The following is a 19,766-nucleotide window of genomic DNA, read 5'->3' as shown; positions in this document are numbered from 1 at the left end:
AGCGCCTGTTATTTTTTACATAGATTATTTCTTCTCTTCCTGAACCTCTACCTTGCGGTTCTCTCTGCTCTTGATCTCAGCTTTGATGGAAGTGATGAACTCCTGAAGATCCTTTGCACCTTCATCTCCAAGGAAACGGCTTCTTACAGAAACCTTGCCCTCTTCCTCTTCCTTCGCACCAACAACCAGCATGTAAGGAATCTTCTGAAGTCTTGCCTCACGGATCTTGTAGCCGATCTTCTCAGCACGGGTATCAATCTCAGCACGGATGCCAGACTCTTTCAAATCATCCAGAACCTTGTTTGCATAGTCCATATATTTGTCAGAAATCGGAAGCACCTTAACCTGAACAGGAGCAAGCCATGTTGGGAAAGCACCTGCAAAATGCTCGATCAGGATACCGATGAAACGCTCGATAGAACCGAATGCTACACGGTGGATCATGATCGGACGATGTTTCTCTCCGTCAGCTCCAATGTACTCGCAGTTAAAGCGAAGCGGAAGCTGGAAGTCAAGCTGAATGGTACCGCACTGCCAGGTTCTTCCGATGGAGTCCTCAAGATGGAAGTCGATCTTCGGTCCGTAGAATGCTCCGTCTCCTTCATTTACCACATAGTCAAGACCAAGGTCGTCAAGAGCTCCGCGAAGAGCGTCTGTAGCCATCTCCCAGTCCTCATCGCTTCCCATGGAATCCTCAGGACGTGTGGAAAGCTCTACATGATATTTGAATCCAAACAGCTGATATACTTCGTCGATCAGCTTTGCAACGCCTTTGATCTCCTCACGGATCTGCTCCGGCATCATGAAAATATGGGCATCATCCTGTGTGAAGCAGCGTACACGCATCAGTCCGTGAAGCTGACCGGATTTCTCATGACGATGTACCAGACCAAGCTCACCCATACGAAGCGGCAGATCACGGTAAGAACGTGGCTCAGACTGATATACAAGAATACCGCCTGGACAGTTCATTGGCTTAATTGCAAAATCCTGCTCATCAATAACAGTTGTGTACATATTTTCTTTATAGTGATCCCAATGTCCGGAAGTCTCCCAAAGATGACGAGCCAGAATGATTGGTGTGGAAATCTCAACATATCCTGCTTTCTGGTGAATCTCTCTCCAGTAGTCAAGAAGTGTGTTCTTAAGAACCATTCCCTTTGGAAGGAAGAACGGGAATCCAGGACCCTCGTCGCTCATCATGAACAGTCCAAGCTCTTTGCCAAGCTTTCTGTGGTCACGCTTCTTAGCTTCTTCCATACGGTTGATGTACTCTTCCAGATCTGCTTTCTTTGTGAAGGAAGTTCCGTAGATTCTGGTAAGCATTTTGTTCTTCTCGCTTCCTCTCCAGTAAGCACCTGCAATGCTGGTAAGCTTGAATGCCTTTACTGGTTTGGTTGTCATCAGGTGAGGTCCTGCACAAAGGTCAACGAACTCGCCCTGCTGATAGAAGCTGATCTCAGCATCCTCTGGAAGATCTTCGATAAGCTCTACCTTGTATGGCTCATCTTTCTCTTTGAAAAATGCGATTGCTTCTTCTCTGGATTTGGTGAAGCGGGTGATCGGAAGTGCTTCCTTCACTACCTTCTTCATCTCAGCTTCGATCTTTGCAAGATCCTCTGTGGTGATCGGGTTCTCGCTGTCAATATCATAATAAAATCCGTCTGCAATAGATGGTCCGATTGCAAGCTTTACATCCGGGTACAGTCTCTTGATAGCCTGTGCCATAATGTGGGATGTGGTGTGACGGAAAGCTCCCTTGCCGCCTTCATCCTCAAATGTAAGAATGCTTAACTCGCAGTCTTTGTCAACTACATGTCTCAGGTCAACGACCTCTCCGTCAACTTCACCTGCACAGGCTACTCTTGCAAGGCCCTCGCTGATGTCAGATGCAATGTCGATAACGGATTTTGCTTCTGCGTATTCTTTCTTAGAACCGTCTTTTAATGTGATAATCATGATTCGTGTCTCCTTTTCTTTTTCTGAAACTGTATCTGGCAGGAAACTGTCTGATACAAAAAACGTATGGTAACGTTTGCCTTTGCAGGGACGAAATAAAAAAGCCCCTTACAATGCTCTCACACTGTAAGGGACGAGTATACTCGCGGTTCCACCCTGCTTGCCATAGCATACGTATCTGTAAACCAGGCCACTTATTTGATGGTAACGGAATCACCGGACCGGATTAGGGTCACTCAGAGGTAGTTTTCAACTGCTTCCTGATAAGGCATTTCCAGCTGCCTGCCTCTCTCTGAAACATTCCACAGTTTACTCTTCTCGTCAACGTGTTTTCTTATCACTATGCCTCATTATAGCCTTGGGTTCTGGGTTTGTCAATAACTACAAAAACAAAGAGGAGAAAAATTTGCAATGAAAGGTTACTGTTCACTCCGTGCCCAGTAACACGCTTCGCGATGCACAGAAATCATGCTTTGCATGATTTCGCGCCGCAAACCTCGGGTTTTCTGTGAACTTTGTTCACAAAAAACACCTCGCGGAATATTACCTATGAACAGTAACAATGAAAGTCCTGTACGCAGGCATGAATGAATTCATAAATGCCTAACAAGCAGTATGATCATTTCTCTTTTAAATATTCCCATAAATTTTCGCCTTTATAAGAGCCGCTGCTTCCCGCACCACATAATGAACCTGCATGATTGGGTCTGATGGGGCTGCTATTCCATAAGGATGTTCATATCCTGCTTTTTCTGCTATTTTCACCGCACGGTACACATGAAAATTATTGGACAGGATTCCCGTATTTTTCTGGCTGCAGCCTGTAAGCGCATCCGAAAATTTCAGATTCTCCTTTGTGTTGGTGGATTTCTCTTCCAGCACCAGCCGCTCCCTGGAAATCCCATGGGCTGTGAGGTAATTCTCCATGCATTTCGCCTCTGTAATATCTTCCCCGAAGCCCTGTCCGCCGGAAAGAACCAGGATCGTGTCCTCATTCTCCCTGGCATATTTCAGTGCTGCCTTCAGGCGAAGCTCCAGTGCCTTGGACGGTACATCCCCTTTTACATGGGCGCCAAGCACTACCACATAATCCAGATTTTTCCGGGCTGATGTTTTCATACCGGAAACCACAAGGCTGCAAAGTGCTGCAAAGCACACGATTCCCAGCAGCACCACTGCTGATACTGCATATTTCACCCATCCTGGGAAAAATCCGGGATGATTTTTTCCATAGCGGATCAAAACTGCGCCGCCTTCCAAAATTGCCGCCAGTACCAACCAGATCCAGGCGAAATCAGCGGTAATCCCCGCATAAACCACAATCAACAGGTAATAGGCCAGACAGATACTGCCTGCACAAAAACATAGTAAACTCAAATTCTATTCTCACTTTCCTGTTAGATACACAAAACGGATTGCAGGACAGCTATGCCACCCTTGCAATCCGTTCCCCAAGACCAAAAGCTCATCTGGCTTCCGGTCCATTATGCACTATGATTATTTGTTTCTACCGCAGCAGAATTTATATTTCTTTCCGCTTCCGCATGGACACGGATCGTTACGTCCAATCTTGTGTGCTTTCACAACAGTACCGGATTTCTTCTGCTCAAGATAAAGCTCTTTACGCTTCTCAGGTGTGAAGATCTTGTCCCACTGTGGAAGATTGTAAAGCCAGTCAGCCTTAGCGTCTACCATGTTCTTGTAAAGAAGCTCTTTGTCGAAGCAAAGGCTTACGGTAGTGTTCTCATCCATAGTCTCGATCGGGTTCTGGATCTTCAGGCTGTCGTTGATTCCATCAAGGAAACCAACCATGGTAAGAACTTCCTGATTATATTTCTCAGCCAGCTCTTTTACTGTACCGGTAACGACTTCGTCCGGATTCTCAAGAAGCTGTGCATAAATGTTCTTCTCAATAGCAAAATATCTTGCCCAGAACTGCTGGAGTTTATTACGGTCTGCCTGCTGGTCATAGGCAATGGCACGCCACTGCTCTAAAATGGTCTTATCGCTCATTTCTTATTCCTCTTTTCAACAAAAATTTCGTAATTATGCCGTTTTACAGCTGAATTTTATTATAACATCTTTTTGTCAAAAAAACAAATCCTATTTTTTCTTCTAAGGTTTTCATAAAATTTTACCTGTTTTTCTGTGACATATGTATAAAAAAAGAGAAGAAAGCCCATACTATGAGTGTTCAGTGATGAACAGCAAATTCATTGAACCCCCTTCAATGATATGGCAGTACAAAAGACAAATGAGATTGTTACTGTTCACTCTGTGCCCAGCAACACGCTTTGCGATGCACAGAAAGACGAACCTTCTTGTGCAATGCACAAGAAGCAGCGTTTGCTGCGCAAACTTAATTCTCGGGTTTTGTGTGAACTTTGTTCACACAAAACACCTCGCGGAACAGTACCAGTGAACAGTAATATAGATCAACTTATATCCTCCCCGAAACGCCCCGGGTTCTGACGTACTCTCAGAATCCGGGGCGCTTACATTTTGTTCTTCTATTTTACATTTTCCAAAACAAACCGGTATGCATTTTCATGGAAAATCTTCTCCACCAGGCTCTCACCAAAGCCATGGGCAAGAAGGGCTCTGCGCAGGTCTGGAACAGATTGAACGCCCTTAATTCCTTCCGGGAATCTTCCGGAGCAGCCGTCGAAATCACTGCCAATGGCAAGGCAGTCCTCTCCTCCCATTTCCAGAACCTGATCCATATGGCGAAGCAGGTCCTCCACCTTGGGCTCCTCTCCCACAAAATTGGAAAAGAAATTCATTCCAATGATTCCCTTTCTGCGAATCAGTTCCTTCAAATGTTCTTTCTTTATATTTCGCGGTCTGTCCCTCACTTCTCTTACATTTGAGTGGGACGCAATGATGGGTCTGTCTGTCAGCCCAAACAGGTCTTCCACACCCTGATCGGACAGATGGGAAACATCCATTACCAGATTCTGGGAAAGAAGAGTTTTCACCAGTTCTTTTCCCTCAGATGTCAGACCCTTCTCCTGGTCAAAGGCAGCTCCGCATCCATATTTATTCTCATAATTCCAGGTCAGCATAGCAAAGCGAAAGCCCATCTCTCTCACATTTTCCACGTATTTTCCCATAAGGGAAATGTCCTCTATGGATAAAAAGGCAGCTGCTTTTCTCATGCTATGCGCCTTTTTCATGTCCTCACCGCTTTTGCACAGCAGGATTTTCCGGTTTTCTTCCTCAAGATATGCAATTGCACGGTGATACAGCTGCAGAAAGTCCCTGTCAGGATCCTCTTTATTTAAATTCTGTGCATCCTTCCACACTGCAAAAATCTGGGTGTAATTTTCCACAAAATCCCCCAGTCGGTTTAAGTCAAGATCCCCGGAATTCTGATCCAGGGTTTCTCCTGAAATAATCTCCGTAAGTGTATCTGCATGGCAGTCAAAATAATTCATCTTCGAAACATCCTTTGCCCTTATATTTGTATGGTTCTACTTCACCCCAAGCTTCTCAAGTTCCTTCGCAGCCTGCTTCAGATTATGGAATTCAATGGCGTGAATGCCAAGCACTCTTGCGGCCTCACAGTTCTCCGGGCGGTCATCCAAGAACACGCTTTCCTCTGGCTTCAATCCGAATCTTGTAAGAAGGGTCCTGTAAATCTGGGGTTCCGGCTTGATTTCCTTTACCTCACAGGAGAAAATAACACCGTCCATATTTTTCAGGAAAGGCATTTTATTCGCTCTGGTGTGATCCAGCATAAACTGACTGTAATTTGACAGAATATACAGATGATAGCCCTGGCTCTTCAGGTAGCTGGTCCAGGTCTCAGCGTAATCCTTAATCTGGATCGTTTTCTCAGATTCTCTAAGAACCCGCTTCACATCCTCCTCATACTCAGCCGGAAGTGCGGCAATAAACTGCTTCAGGTACTCTTCCTCCGGGAAAAGCCCCCGGTCACGCTCATTCCAGGTCTGGCTTTTAAACACAGCCTCTGCGATCAGCTTCTCCTCTTCTTCCGGGAAATGGAAACTTTTCAGATAATCTTCCCACTCATAGGAAACCAGAACCTGTCCCACATCAAAAATAATATTTTTCACTTCGCCCTCTGCCTCCTTATCCTCTTTTTTCAGAAGCTTGTAAACCATCAAAAATACATAAGCCAGCACTGGCACCAGAATGACGCTGCCCACTGCTGCCTTAAAATTCCCCTGGGAATTCTCCCCGCTTCCAAACGCAAAGATCATGGGCAGACAGCACACTGCCAGCAAAATTACCACTCCAAGAATGGCTGCTATTCGTTTAAAATTCTTCATTTATTAACACCTGTATTTATTTTTTCTCTGAAATAAGCTCTGACCTGTTCAAAGGAAAATCATCCAGATACAGCTTGCGCCGGAGAAAATCCTCCGGCGCAGTGTTATCCCTCAAGGTCAGGCGGAAATCCCATTCCGCTTTCTTCCAATTATTTATTTCTGTAGATGATATCGTTTCTTCCCGGTCCGTTGGAAACCATGGTGATCGGATATCCAATCTTCTCCTCAATGAACTCGATGTATTTTCTGCAGTTCTCCGGAAGATCCTCATAATTCTTGATTCCGCGGATATCGCATTTCCAGCCTGGAAGCTTCTCGATCACAGGTTTTGCTTTCTCAAGCTTAGCTGTGGTCGGGAACTCAGTGGTGATTTCTCCGTCGATATCATAAGCTACGCAAACCGGAATCTCATCCAGGTATCCAAGTACATCAAGTACCGTAAATGCCACATCAGTAGCACCCTGAAGACGGCAGCCGTATTTGGAAGCCACACAGTCATACCATCCCATACGTCTCGGACGTCCTGTGGTAGCACCGTACTCTCCGCCATCACCGCCACGTCTTCTAAGCTCATCAGCCTCTTCGCCGAAAATCTCGGAAACGAATGCACCAGCACCTACAGCACTGGAGTAAGCTTTACTTACAACAACAATCTTCTGGATTTCGTATGGCGGAACACCTGCTCCGATTGCACCGTAAGCAGCCAGTGTGGAAGAAGAAGTAACCATCGGATAAATACCGTGATCAGGATCCTTCAGAGTTCCAAGCTGTCCCTCAAGAAGAATCTCCTTGCCCTCTTTTAATGCATTGTTCAGATACAGGGAAACGTCACATACATATGGTGCAACCATTTTCTTGTATTCCATCAGCTCTGCGAAAAGCTCGTCCACATTAAGAAGAGGTTTATGATATAAATGCTCAAGAAGAACATTCTTTGTCTCACAAACGCTTTTCAGCTTCTCTTTCAGACGATCCGCATCAAAAAGCTCATTTACCTGGAAGCCAATTTTGGCATATTTATCAGAATAGAAAGGTGCAATACCTGATTTGGTAGAACCAAAGGACTTGCCGCCCAGACGCTCTTCCTCATACTGATCAAACAGAATATGGTATGGCATAACCATCTGTGCTCTGTCAGAGATCAGGATCTTCGGTGCCGGAACGCCCTTGCTTACTACTTCATTGTATTCCTTAAAAAATACAGGGATATTAAGAGCAACACCGTTGCCGATCACACTTGTAGTGTGTCCGTAAAATACACCTGACGGCAGGGTATGAAGTGCAAACTTACCATAATCATTTACGATAGTATGTCCTGCATTTGCACCGCCCTGGAAACGAACGATAATATCAGCCTTCTCAGCGAGCATGTCGGTAATTTTTCCTTTACCTTCATCTCCCCAGTTTGCTCCAACTACTGCTTTGATCATAACTCAAATTCCTCCTGTGTTTGATCGAATTGATTTATTACTATAAAAATTCTGTTTATCAGACATTAATTTCTGCTGTCATTCCAAGCATTTCCTTATGTGCATCCAGAACAGGCTTCACAATTTTGGAAACGAAGGTCTCAGTCTGCTCTTTCGCACGACCTACATATTTCTTCGGATCCATGGTCTTCTGAAGCTCTTCTAAGGTCAGGTTAAATGCAGGATCTGCTGCGATCAGCTCAAGAAGGTTGTTATCTTTACCCTCTACCTTTACGTTCTTTCCGGCTTCCATAGAAAGCTCACGAATACGCTCATGAAGCTCCTGACGGTCTCCGCCGGCTTTTACTGCATCCATCATGATATTCTCAGTTGCCATAAAAGGCAGCTCAGCCATCATATGTTTTTCAATAACCTTCGGATAGACTACAAGACCATCTACAACATTCAGACACAGATCCAGGATTCCGTCAATTGCAAGGAAGCCTTCCGGAACAGAAAGACGCTTGTTGGCAGAATCATCCAGAGTTCTCTCAAACCACTGGGTAGCAGAAGTGATGGCCGGATTCAAGGCATCTACCATTACATATCTGGAAAGAGAAGCTATACGCTCACTTCTCATGGGGTTTCTCTTATATGCCATAGCAGAAGATCCGATCTGGGATTTCTCAAATGGCTCTTCAACCTCTTTCAGATGCTGAAGAAGACGAATATCGTTGGACATCTTGTGCGCACTTGCTGCAATTCCTGCAAGCACATTCACAACACGAGTGTCAACCTTGCGGGAATAGGTCTGTCCGGATACCGGATAGCATTCCTTAAAGCCCATCTTCGCAGCGATCATAGGATCAATCTTGTCAATGGTCTCCTGATCTCCGTCAAACAGCTCAAGAAAGCTTGCCTGTGTACCGGTAGTACCCTTGGAGCCAAGAAGCTTAATGGTATCAAGAACATACTCAAGATCTTCAAGATCCATCATAAATTCCTGTGTCCACAGTGTAGCACGTTTACCCACTGTAGTTGGCTGTGCCGGCTGGAAATGTGTAAATGCAAGTGTTGGCTGATCTTTATATTTGTCAGCAAATCTTGAAAGCTCTGCAATTACATTCACCAGCTTCTTCTGAACCAGCTTCAGTGCTTCTGTCATAACGATGATATCTGTATTATCTCCTACATAACAGGATGTGGCTCCCAGATGGATAATTCCCTTTGCTTTCGGACACTGCACACCGTAAGCATATACATGGGACATAACATCATGACGCACTTCTTTCTCACGTGCTCTGGCAACATCATAGTTGATATCATCTGCATGAGCCTTCAGTTCATCAATCTGTTCCTGGGTAATGTTCAGTCCAAGCTCTTTCTCAGTCTCTGCCAGAGCGATCCAGAGTTTTCTCCAGGTGCGGAATTTCATATCCTGTGAAAAAATGTACTGCATTTCCCTGCTGGCGTAACGCTCAGACAAAGGGCTTGTATATCTGTCTGTACTCATTCTTTTTTCTCCTGTTTCTAAGTAAATATTTATAATTCACTTTGCAGCCTGTCTGTATGCGGCAAATACCGGACTACAGACATAATGTGGATAAATTTCCTATATTTCAGGGCAGACTGATGCCTCAGTCTTTTCCACATACAAGGGGATTATATAACATCCAAAGATTTTAAGCAAGCCCCTGATGGAATTTTCCCAGGAATTCCTTCATTCGTACATGTTCAGAGGCGGGAGTTTGACAGTTGAATAATTAAAAATCACCCTGCAGGCCTTATAAAACCTGCATTTTTTATGTCAAATTTTACGTTTTTATATGTGCTTGTTTGTAATAGTGTAGTATAATAAAAGAAAAACGACCACAACACCCATATTTACTGGGTTTGTAGCCGTTTTGCCACCTTACAACTGTCAAAGATGGGATCTTAACACAAACGCAAAGGCAGAACAACCAATTGCCGGAATCATCAGAATGATTGTTACTTTACCGTAAATCTGCAAAACTGCGCACAGCCTGTACTCTGTTTCTGTTCAGAGTGTACATACATTCCCACTGTACAGCCGGTAAAACCGCCTGCCGCTTCTGTACACATATGGCTGATATCCACCTCCCTGATTATACATTGTGATTTTTCTTCCGTCTCAGGCCGAATCAGCCATACCTGTGCCAGGCTTTGGTCTACGCGCAATCTCAGGGTCTGCATACCTCTTTTCTCTGTTTTCTTTTCTGCAAGTATCTTCTCTGTTCCATTGATACATACTGTGACATAGATATAGCCGTCTGCCCCCACTTCTCCATATTCTGCCAGAAGATAATTCTGAGAATTCTGAAGATAGGCAATTCCGGCTCTGTCACCTTTTTCTCCTGCTTTTAACAAAAACTCCGTCTCTGCCTGAAATCTATGGTGCTTTTGTCTCACCGCAACATACGAAGGACTCCCATTATCCCCAATTGCCACAGCTTTTGCAGGAAGTTTTAAACATTCTTCCTGTTCATCTATTGTATAAGCATTCGGCTGGGGATTTCTGAGCATCATAAAATCCAGTGGAAGCTTTTTATCTGTCATATTTTTGAAACTGTAATTTCTGACTTCATTCAGTTCTCCGGGCATAGAGTTATCCTTCTCACCAGGCAGACAGATTTCCTTTTCCAGCATTCCTACTCCCGGGTTTACCACCGGCCAGTCATCCTCCCACTCTACCTTTGCCAGAAAAGTCTCTCTTCCCAGAAATGTCTTTCCGTCCACAGGTCTGCAGCCCAGAACAACCATAAACCAGTTTCCCTGTTCATCCTCAGTCAGATCGCAATGTCCTACACAGGTAATCTCCGCATTTTTTCCCAAATGTCTGTGCGTCAGGATCGGATTTGTCCCTGCATATTCATAGGGACCAAAAATGTTTTTACTCCTGGCCACCATTTCACTGTGATGCTCCGCTGTTCCACCTTCTGCATGAAAAATATAGTAATAACCATTTCTTTTATAAAGATGAGGACCCTCCGGCCAGATTGCATTTCTCTGGAATCCATATAAAACAGGATGTGCCTCCCCTTCTAGCCTGAAAGTCTGTAAATCCAGCTTCTGTATCCATATTTCGCAATCACCATTGTACCTGCCGCCACGGGAATTTTCTCTCTGCCCGATATAATAACAGGTTCCATCCTCATCAAAGAATAAGCTAGGGTCGATTCCCCTGGCATTTTCCAAAAAATGAGGTTCTGACCATGGACCCTGGGGATTTTTTGCAGTTACTATAAAATTTCCACCGCCAGATACATTGGTAGTGATCAGATAAAAAGTTCCCTCATGCCACCGAAGTGTAGGAGCATAAATCCCCTCATTATGTTCACAGCCCTGTAAGGGTAGCTGGCTCTCCCGTGTCAATATATTGCCGATCTGCTCCCATTGTGCCAGATTTTTGCTGCGAAATACAGGAATTCCCGGAAAATATGCAAAAGTAGATGTAACCAGATAAAACCACTCTCCTACCCTGCATATGGACGGATCCGGATAAAAGCCACTTAAAATCGGATTTTTACAAGTTATCATTGATCATTTCCTCCCGTAAATCAAATATGAAGTCTGTAAACTCTCTTATATGCTTTTCAGCAAACCCTATATCAGTGAATGCCAGATTATAAGATCTGGCACTCTCCATTTATTTTACAATATATTTTTATTTTTGATAAATTTTCTACATAGGTACATTCTGCATTGAATATCAGGTTTCTGGCTGCATTCATATAATTCACATAATCTATATTAGTGGTATACCACACATTCTCATGGTCTGAAATCTTTCTGCAGAAGCTTTCCATTTGCTCCCATGTCTGTTCCCGGTCAAACTCAAAGCTGTGTCCCCATACATAGAGAAGAGGAAGCTTCTGATAATCCGGTTTGTGCAAAAACTTTTCTGCAATTCCCCTGAATGCATCATTGTGATGACAGGACGGAGTCCACCTCATAAAATCCTCCGGAATGCGGAAATTTCCTGTAGACTCCACGGTCCTGCTGTATGCAAACCCAAGATTCTTCAGAGTATTGATGACCCTTTCGTCATATTCTCCAAATGCATAAGAGCATCCCCTGATAATCCTTCCCGTTTCTCTCTCCAGACTGCATCTGTCCTGATAAAATTCCTGAACTAGCCTTTCCTGCGAAAGATGTGTGGGATACTCATGTGCAACACCATGGCAGGCAATTTCATGTCCCTGATATAAGCTTTTCAGTTCTTGTGTTTTTATAAATCCTTCTGTATCCAAAGTCCCTGAGTTCAGATGAAATGTTGCTTTCAGATTATATTTATTAAAAATATCAACCAGTCTTCTATCAAAAATCTGGCCATCATCATAACTGAATGTAACTGCCTGGTCTTTCCACTGCGGATAAAACAATTCAAATTTCATAAGCTCAGTCTTCTTTCTCCCAGATTATCTTTACAGGTGCTGTTCCGGTAAGCTCTATACTTCTTTCATCCGGCTGGCTACAGCCTGCAAAAATCTCATATTTCCTGCCATCCTCTACACGTTTTCCATTTTCATCTACCACTGTAAATGCCTTTTCCCAGACAGGAACCATAACTTTTCTGCGTTCTCCTGCTTTTACAAAAATTCTCTGGAATCCTCCCAGTGCAGGATTTGGAATTGCATTTTTACTGTCAAGATTTTTTACATAAACCTGAACAACTTCCTCCGTATCTGCATTACCCTTATTATATACTTCTGCCTCTACTGTTATCTGCCGTCCGCACTGTCTTACCTCTGCATTTTCTACTTTTACATTACTGTAGGTAAGTCCATATCCAAAGGGGAACTGTGCTTTTCCTTCCATATAACGATAGGTTCTGCCTTTCATGGAATAATCTGTAAATTCCGGAAGTTCTTCAAGGCTCTCGTAAAAGGTAACCGGAAGTTTTCCGGATGGGGAGTTTTCCCCAAACAGAATTTTTGCTGCCGCTTTTCCGCCCTGGCTTCCCGGATACCACAGAACCATAACTGCATCAAATTTCTCTGCTGCATAGCTCATGTCAATATCACTTCCTGCCATCAGACAGAGAACCACCGGTTTTCCGGAACCAGCCATTGCTTCCATTAAATCAATCTGGGACTGAGGCAGCTTCAGGCTCTCTTTGTCTCCGGATGCATAGCTGTTTCCGGTATCTCCTTCTTCACCTTCCAGTGTCTCATCCAGACCTACACAAAGAATCACCACATCACTGTTTTCTGCAACGATCTTAGCTTCCGCAAGACGATCTCTGCTAAATGCCAGAGGTTCTGTCCTGTCTCTAAACAACTCGCTTCCTACAGAACTAAGAATTCTCACATCCTCACCTACATAATCCTGGATTCCCTCCTGGATCGTAATATATCTGGATGCAGTTCCATGATAGTTTCCAATCAAAGCCTTTCTGCTGTCTGCATTAGGTCCCACAATTCCGATTGTTTTGATATTCTCTTTTTTTAATGGAAGAATTCCATTATTCTTCAAAAGTACAAAGCTCTTCGCTGCTGCTTTCTCTGCTGCTGCCAGATGTTCTGCTGATTCTACTTCCATATAGGAAATATCATCATATTCACTGCCATCAAATAACCCAAGAAGATATCTGGTAGTAAAAAGTCTTACTGCTGATTCCGTAATTCTTTCCTCTGTGACAAGCCCCTTTTCATATGCTTTCATAATATGAAGATATGTATTTCCACAGTTCAGATCGCAGCCATTATTAATGGCAAGTGCTGCTGACTCATAAGCCGTATTAGTCACCATATGATGTTCATGGAAATCTCTGATCGCCCAGCAGTCTGATACAAAATGTCCCTGGAACTTCCAGTCATCTCTCAGTTTTTTCTGCAGAGCAGGGCTTCCACAGCAGGGTTCTCCATTTGTGCGGTTATATGCTCCCATAACTGCCTCTACATCAGCCTCCTCTACCAGGCTTTCAAATGCAGGCAGATAAGTTTCCTCCATATCTTTTGCAGATGCCTTTGCATCAAACTCATGTCTGATCGCTTCCGGTCCGGAATGCACTGCAAAATGCTTTGCACATGCCGCAGCTTTCATAGTTTCTCCATTACCCTGAAGAGCTTTTACAAAAGCTACTCCAAGCTCTTTGGTCAGATACGGATCTTCCCCGTAAGTTTCATGGCCTCTGCCCCATCTCGGATCACGGAAAATATTTACGTTGGGAGACCAGAATGTCAGTCCTTTATAGATATCTCTGTCTTCTTCACTGGAATATGCATTGTATTTTGCACGTCCTTCTGTTGCTACAATATCTGCCATCTCAGCTACGCAATCTCTGTCAAATGTAGCAGCCATGCCAATTGCCTGCGGAAATACAGTTGCCTGTCCTGCCCTGGCTACCCCGTGAAGTCCTTCATTCCACCAATTATAAGCCGGGACACCAAGTCTCTTTATAGCCGGCGCATCATATTTTAACTGACTGGCTTTTTCTTCCAATGTCATTTTGGATACCAGTTCCTGCGCTTTCTTTCTTGCCTCGTCTCTGTTCATACAAGCCTCCTTTTACACATTCCTTTCATACATCATCCTTTTACAGCACCTGTAGTCAGACCTTCTACGATTTGATTACTGAACAGGCAGTATACAATAACGGTAGGTGCAATTGCGATAATGATCGCCGCGAACATCTGTACATAGTTGGTAGCATATGGTCCTACGAAATATGTAAGTGTTACAGGCAGTGTTTTCTTTACCGGGTCTGAGATAAATACCATAGCCAGCAACAGTTCATTCCAGTTACCAACAAATGTCATAAGACCGGAAACAAAGAATCCTGTTCTGCAAAGTGGAAGTGCGATTCTGAAAAAACATCCGTAAATTCCACATCCGTCAATGGCTGCTGCCTCAAACAACTCTCCAGGCATAGATTTGAAAAATCCTGTCAGAAGGAAAATAGTCATCGGAAGGGAAAACGTAATATACGGGATCATCAGACCTACTCTTGAGTTAGTCAATCCCAGCCCTGCAAAACGTACGAACAGCGGAATCAGGATACAATGTACCGGAACCATCATTCCGATCAGGAAAAATGTGTGTGCTGCTTCTGATAATTTCCAACGCATTCTTGCAATGGCAAATGCTGCCATTGCTCCAAAAAACAGACTGACTACAAGTGTGATCCCACAGACCAGTACTGAGTTTACAAGTGCAGTTCCAAGCTTACCCATTGTCCATGCCTGCTGGTAATTTTCCCAGTGAAATACTTCCGGCAGGGCAAATGGAGCTGCCATTACGCCTGCATTATCTTTGAATGAAACACTTAACATCCATAACAGCGGAGCCACATAAATCACAGCAAGTGCAATAAGAAATATATAAAGAATTACTGTAACAGGCTTTACCGGTTTTCTTGATTTTTTTGTCTGCATCTCTGTTACCTCCTAGCCCTCGTAAGTTTCAACTTTAATTACTTTTTTAACCAATAATGTTACAATCAGACACATAACCAGTAAGACTACAGAAATCGCACTGGCATAACCATATTTAAAATAGTTAAAACCTTCTGCATAAAGTTCTGTCGCAAGCACCTCGGTTCTGTGGTTTGGTCCACCCTGAGTCATGTTATACACAAGGTCAAAGAATTTAAGAGAACCGATACAGTTCAATGAAAGTGAAGTTACCATCATTGGTTTGATCAGTGGAAGTGTAATATAACGGAATGACTGTGTCTTTGATGCGCCATCTATATAAGAAGCTTCATATATGTCTCTAGAAATTCCTGTGATCTGAGCCATATAAAGCATCATATTCTGTCCAACATACTGCCATAAGGCAACAAATGCAATTACCCACATGGGAAGTACAATAAAACCTTTGGAATCCATCAGCCAAAGAGGGCCTTTGATTCCGAACTGTGCCAGCAGATTATTGATACCGATCTTTGGGTTAAACATAAATGCCCATAAAAGACCTAAGGCTGCTGAGGAAAGAACGGATGGAAGATAATAAATATTTTTGAAAAGGTTTCTGCCTTTCTTAATATTGGTAAGCATAACTGCAAGACCAAGGCCGATCACCTGCTGAGTGATAGCAGAAAAGATCATAAAGAAAATAGAGTTTTTTAACGCAATTTTAAATGTAGAATCTTGAAAAAATAGCTTTTTATAGTTTGCAAGTCCGGTAAATTTGGGCGGTGTCAATGCCGCATAATCGCATAAAGAATAATAAACCATCTGCACCATAGGGATAACCAGTACCAGGACAAACATGATCAGTGCCGGTGCGATAAATATGAAAATAGCCTTCTTATTACGTAAAATTTTATCCATAATTGCCTCCATTTAAAAACTGCTGCGGAACTTTTTTCTTCCGCAGCAGCCATGTAAATTCTGTACTATCTATCCACAATTATTCCCAGACGTTTTCTTCATAGAAATCCTGTACTGTCTGGAAGGCTTCTTCCGGAGTCTGGTTTCCAAGGAATATATCAACCATTGCATTGTCGAAGCAGTCACCGGCTTCTACAGATGCCAGAGATTCATTGTAGAATCCAAAAGTACCAGTTGCTTTGTCCATGATATCCTGAACATATTTCAGCTGTGCAGGAGCTTTGTCATAGTCAATGTCAAGATCTTTGATAATCGGGAATTTTCCTGCTACTTCTGCTGTATATTTCTGTGCTTCTTCATCTGTAAACATCTTCATCAGTGCGATTGCTGCATCCTGATGCTCTGTTGTAGAACTCATCAGTAAGTTGTCTGTTTTAACGATCATACGGTTCGGATCATTTGCTCCGTCGATTCCAGGGAACTGGAATACACCGCATTTGCTCTGGAAATCAGAATTATTACCATTGATCTGAGCGATAGCCCATGATCCCTGTACCAGCATTGCTGCATCTCCATTGTAGAAGTTTGCTGTAGCCTGATCATTGGAGTCACCAGCTGCTGTTTCCTGGAAATACTGAGATAACTCTTTTAATTTCTCACCTGCTGCAATACAGTTATCGTCTGTCCAGTTTGCTGTATGATCTGCGATTGCCTGAAGATCTACACCTGAACGGTCACAAAGATAACCGGCAATCATTGACAGGCACCATGCAGTTCCTGCGGAACAGGAGATTGGTGTAATACCAGCATCCTGCAGTTTCTTACATACATCGATCAGTTCATCATAGGTAGTCGGAACTTCTACTCCGGCCTTCTCAAAAAGCTCTGTATTATAGTATACACAGGCTGCTGCGAAGTTTGTTGGAACTGCCATGATCTTTCCATCATAAGTCAGTCTGTCAAAGATTCCATCTGTAAATGTTGCATACCAGTCTTTTTCCTGATTTTCAAGAATGTCTGTCAGGTCTGCTGCTGCTCCTGCATTTACATATACATCCATGTTCGGTCCCGGGTTGCAGATATATACATCCGGTGTCTGTCCTGCTGCGATCAGAGCATTTAATTTTCCGTCATATTCTTCCAGGTTTGTTGTGATCGGTGTTACATGGTATTTCCCTTCGTATTCTGTATTGAAACGATCAATAATGTTTTTATATCCTTTGGAAACCAGATCCTCTGTAGCTTCCAGATCATCCCAGAACATCCATGTGATTTCCTCTGTGTCATCTGCATATGCAGGCACTGCTACTGCCATGGTTCCCGCTACCATAGCTGCTGAAAGTAATACTGAAAGTAATCTCTTCTTGTTCATTTTTTTAATCCTCCTTTTGATTCATTACCTCGTTTCTTGATGGTTCTACTATATCAGAATGTCCTGTGATTGGCTCCATAATTCTTGTCATGTTGCTATCAATTCTTGCTATTTATCTACTACTATTTTCTTCAATATGTCAATTTTAATAGATTTTTATATTCTTTTTTATATATTTTGACATATGTTTTTATTATTTCAATTTTTCCAATGTTATATATTGCCATTTACACATGTTTTTGATACATTATATACACAAACATTAAAAATCAACATTTGCTATCAAAAGCAATAATTAGGTGTAAAGGAGTCCATATGATCCATAATTTACAGGGAATTCATGAAACTGTTGATTACAAAGCAGATACCCAGATATGTCTTTATTACAATGATGAAGCCGAAAACTATCCTCCTCACTGGCACCCTTCTTTCGAAGTGATCATGCCTGTTATCAATGACTACCGGGTAGTCTGCGGTTATAACGATTATCATATCAAAGAAGGAGAAATTCTTGTTATATGTCCCTGTATGCTCCACGAGCTCTTTGCTCCGGCAACAGGAGAAAGGATTATTTTTCAGCCCGACCTGAGCCACATCAAGCTAAAAGAACTAGATCTGATCACTCCACTCCTCAGTCCCGCCATTCTGATCACCAAGGAAGAATATCCACAGGTCTATGAACACATCCACAGTCTTATGTTAGAAATTAAGGATGAATATATGAATTTTACCACCTATTCCGAAATTTCCATCATTGCAAAATTCCTGGAAATCCTTGTGGATATTGGCAGAAATCACAAAGCTTTTCATCAGCAGGACGGAGACCGTGATATTCACCATCAGAAAGAATATATGGAGAAATTTCTGTTTATCACCGACTATATCAGCAACCACTTTTCTGAAAACCTTACTCTGGAGGAGGTTGCCAGTCTGGCAGGATTCAGCAAATATCACTTTGCCCGCCTTTTTAAACAATATACTAATTCCTCCTTCTACAAATTTCTGAACCAGAAAAGAATTGAATACGCAAAATCTCTTTTGCTGGATCCGGAGCTTGCTGTTACCGAAGTGGCAATACAATCAGGCTTTTCCAGCCTGTCCGCCTTTTTACGGATGTTCAAACAATTAAACCTGTGCACTCCCACAGAATTCCGAAATATGTATGATTCACAATTCCAAAAAACACCTGCTTCCGGGAAAAAGTAATCCCGGAGGCAGGTGTCTGTATTTGCTGCTTTGCAGCAAATACCCCCCAGATATTCACTGATAACTACATTTCGCAGTTTTCTGGTCAGAGGAAAGGTTCTATCTTCTCGCTGTCTTTGATACAATTTTATTTTTACAGATACCTTTTTATTTTTCCTAACCTTTCAAAAACAAGGATCTCGACCTGCTCCGGCAGGGACTGCAGCGTTTCCATAAAATTTTCCATCATCTGCCGCTGCGCCTTTTTGCGTGCAATAGCATCTTGTGTAATTTCGAGCTTTGCCGTCAAATGTCCAGATATTTTCTTTTTCAAAATAGACCTCCGTGCCGTGTTCCTTCAGCTTTCGGATTGTCGTAAGACTGTCAACCGTGTTGCGGGCAAATCTGGAAACGCTCTTTGTTACGATTAAATCGATGCGTCCGTCCAGCGCGTCCGACACCATGCTGTTAAAGCCGTCACGCTTTTTGTATTGCAGCCTGAAATACCCTCATCCGCATATATGCCGGCAAATTTCCAATCGTCACGGCTTTTTATGTAGTTCGTGTAGTAATCTACCTGTGCCTCATAGCTCGATGCCTGATCTTCATGATCGGTGGACACCCGTGCGTATGCTGCGGTTTTCCGCTTTTTGACCTGCGTCAGAGGGACAGCGGAATAAGTTCCCGGCCGATATCGGCATATCCAGACCTTGCCTGCGGAAACATATGATTTTCTCTCCGAGCCAGAAAGAATTACGAGGATTCGCAGAAATCCAGGGAAACGATAGAAAAGGAAATTTCCGTCCAGGAATCCATGTCGGAATTCTTCTCGGGCATCAAGTTGGGCATGGACACCTTTAAAACCATCAACGGGAATGAGTTTACCATCACCAGCGTTAGCGATACCAATATCAATGGCACGTTTCCCATGTACTGCATGTGCATAGTGTCTTGTGAAGTTTGTATTAATACCGCTTTCATCGAGATATATTTGATGTTCTGCATTTGCACCAGATATAGTTTCTATCCATTGACTGCGTTTTCTCTGCACATCGGGGACGCTCCTGTTCTTTTGCATGCAAAGACTGTTTCTTATAAGTGTAACCTTGTTTTATCAGAAAACGCCTGACAGCTTCATCGCCTACAGGTAAATGAAGCGTTTCGACAATCTCCTTCATTGTGATATCCGGTTGTTCTTGCACAAGTTCCAGAATATCGTGGTGCTGTTTTTCTGTAAGAATTGTTTTCC

Annotated in this window: 15 protein-coding genes, 1 pseudogene and 1 other annotated feature; of the genes and pseudogenes, 1 reads left to right on the top strand and 15 read right to left on the bottom strand. The window is 43.1% G+C overall.

The window, feature by feature from the left end:
- Positions 1-24 precede the first annotated feature (24 nt).
- From thrS to H8S54_RS05665, 13 genes are all read right to left on the bottom strand, one after another.
- Positions 25-1,959 (bottom strand): threonine--tRNA ligase, encoded by a 1,935-nt coding sequence (thrS, locus tag H8S54_RS05725; RefSeq protein WP_117850443.1) that lies wholly within the window; start codon positions 1,957-1,959, stop codon positions 25-27.
- A gap of 126 nt (positions 1,960-2,085) precedes the next feature.
- Positions 2,086-2,293, bottom strand: a binding site (T-box leader).
- Positions 2,294-2,589: 296 nt separating this feature from the next.
- On the bottom strand, positions 2,590-3,336 hold the full coding sequence (locus H8S54_RS05720; RefSeq protein ID WP_147342978.1) for a YdcF family protein: 747 nt from the start codon (positions 3,334-3,336) through the stop codon (positions 2,590-2,592).
- A gap of 120 nt (positions 3,337-3,456) precedes the next feature.
- The gene (locus H8S54_RS05715) at positions 3,457-3,972 is read right to left on the bottom strand and encodes an SEC-C metal-binding domain-containing protein (protein ID WP_021924645.1); all 516 of its coding nucleotides are present in this window, start codon (positions 3,970-3,972) and stop codon (positions 3,457-3,459) included.
- 497 nt (positions 3,973-4,469) lie between these two features.
- On the bottom strand, positions 4,470-5,396 hold the full coding sequence (locus tag H8S54_RS05710; RefSeq protein ID WP_021924646.1) for a dipeptidase: 927 nt from the start codon (positions 5,394-5,396) through the stop codon (positions 4,470-4,472).
- 36 nt (positions 5,397-5,432) lie between these two features.
- Positions 5,433-6,254 (bottom strand): HAD family hydrolase, encoded by an 822-nt coding sequence (locus tag H8S54_RS05705; RefSeq protein WP_173768389.1) that lies wholly within the window; start codon positions 6,252-6,254, stop codon positions 5,433-5,435.
- Positions 6,255-6,403: 149 nt separating this feature from the next.
- On the bottom strand, positions 6,404-7,684 hold the full coding sequence (locus H8S54_RS05700; RefSeq protein ID WP_173768391.1) for an adenylosuccinate synthase: 1,281 nt from the start codon (positions 7,682-7,684) through the stop codon (positions 6,404-6,406).
- Positions 7,685-7,742: 58 nt separating this feature from the next.
- Positions 7,743-9,176, bottom strand: a complete 1,434-nt coding sequence (purB, locus tag H8S54_RS05695) for an adenylosuccinate lyase (RefSeq protein WP_117850454.1) — start codon at positions 9,174-9,176, stop codon at positions 7,743-7,745.
- A gap of 476 nt (positions 9,177-9,652) precedes the next feature.
- A complete protein-coding gene (locus H8S54_RS05690) occupies positions 9,653-11,221 on the bottom strand; it encodes a glycoside hydrolase family 43 protein (RefSeq protein ID WP_117850457.1) in 1,569 nt (522 codons plus the stop codon).
- Between the two features lie 86 nt (positions 11,222-11,307).
- Positions 11,308-12,078, bottom strand: coding sequence for a polysaccharide deacetylase family protein (locus H8S54_RS05685; RefSeq protein WP_117850459.1), 771 nt, complete (start codon positions 12,076-12,078; stop codon positions 11,308-11,310).
- Positions 12,079-12,082: 4 nt separating this feature from the next.
- Entirely contained in the window at positions 12,083-14,182 is a 2,100-nt protein-coding gene (locus H8S54_RS05680; protein WP_019162665.1) for a glycoside hydrolase family 3 C-terminal domain-containing protein, read from the bottom strand.
- A 32-nt stretch (positions 14,183-14,214) separates the two neighbouring features.
- Positions 14,215-15,060, bottom strand: a complete 846-nt coding sequence (locus H8S54_RS05675; RefSeq protein ID WP_117850464.1) for a carbohydrate ABC transporter permease — start codon at positions 15,058-15,060, stop codon at positions 14,215-14,217.
- Positions 15,061-15,072: 12 nt separating this feature from the next.
- Complete coding sequence (locus H8S54_RS05670) at positions 15,073-15,960, bottom strand: carbohydrate ABC transporter permease (protein ID WP_117850467.1); 888 nt, start codon at positions 15,958-15,960, stop codon at positions 15,073-15,075.
- Positions 15,961-16,039: 79 nt separating this feature from the next.
- Positions 16,040-17,332: an ABC transporter substrate-binding protein gene (locus H8S54_RS05665; RefSeq protein ID WP_117850470.1), complete on the bottom strand. Its 1,293-nt coding sequence runs from the start codon at positions 17,330-17,332 to the stop codon at positions 16,040-16,042.
- 315 nt (positions 17,333-17,647) lie between these two features.
- On the opposite strand from H8S54_RS05665, the gene H8S54_RS05660 reads away from it, so the two are divergent.
- Entirely contained in the window at positions 17,648-18,538 is an 891-nt protein-coding gene (locus H8S54_RS05660) for a helix-turn-helix transcriptional regulator (protein ID WP_117850472.1), read from the top strand.
- A 133-nt stretch (positions 18,539-18,671) separates the two neighbouring features.
- On the opposite strand, the gene H8S54_RS05655 is transcribed toward H8S54_RS05660, so the two are convergent.
- Positions 18,672-18,851, bottom strand: a complete 180-nt coding sequence (locus H8S54_RS05655; RefSeq protein WP_173766000.1) for a hypothetical protein — start codon at positions 18,849-18,851, stop codon at positions 18,672-18,674.
- Positions 18,817-19,220: pseudogene (locus tag H8S54_RS18825) on the bottom strand (recombinase family protein); the annotation flags it as partial. The gene H8S54_RS05655 and the pseudogene H8S54_RS18825, both read right to left, overlap by 35 nt.
- Positions 19,221-19,766: the final 546 nt, after the last annotated feature.

The sequence above is a fragment of the Blautia segnis genome (genome assembly GCF_014287535.1).
Classification (GTDB): domain Bacteria; phylum Bacillota; class Clostridia; order Lachnospirales; family Lachnospiraceae; genus Blautia_A; species Blautia_A acetigignens.
This window is presented reverse-complemented; position numbering and strand designations above follow the sequence as displayed.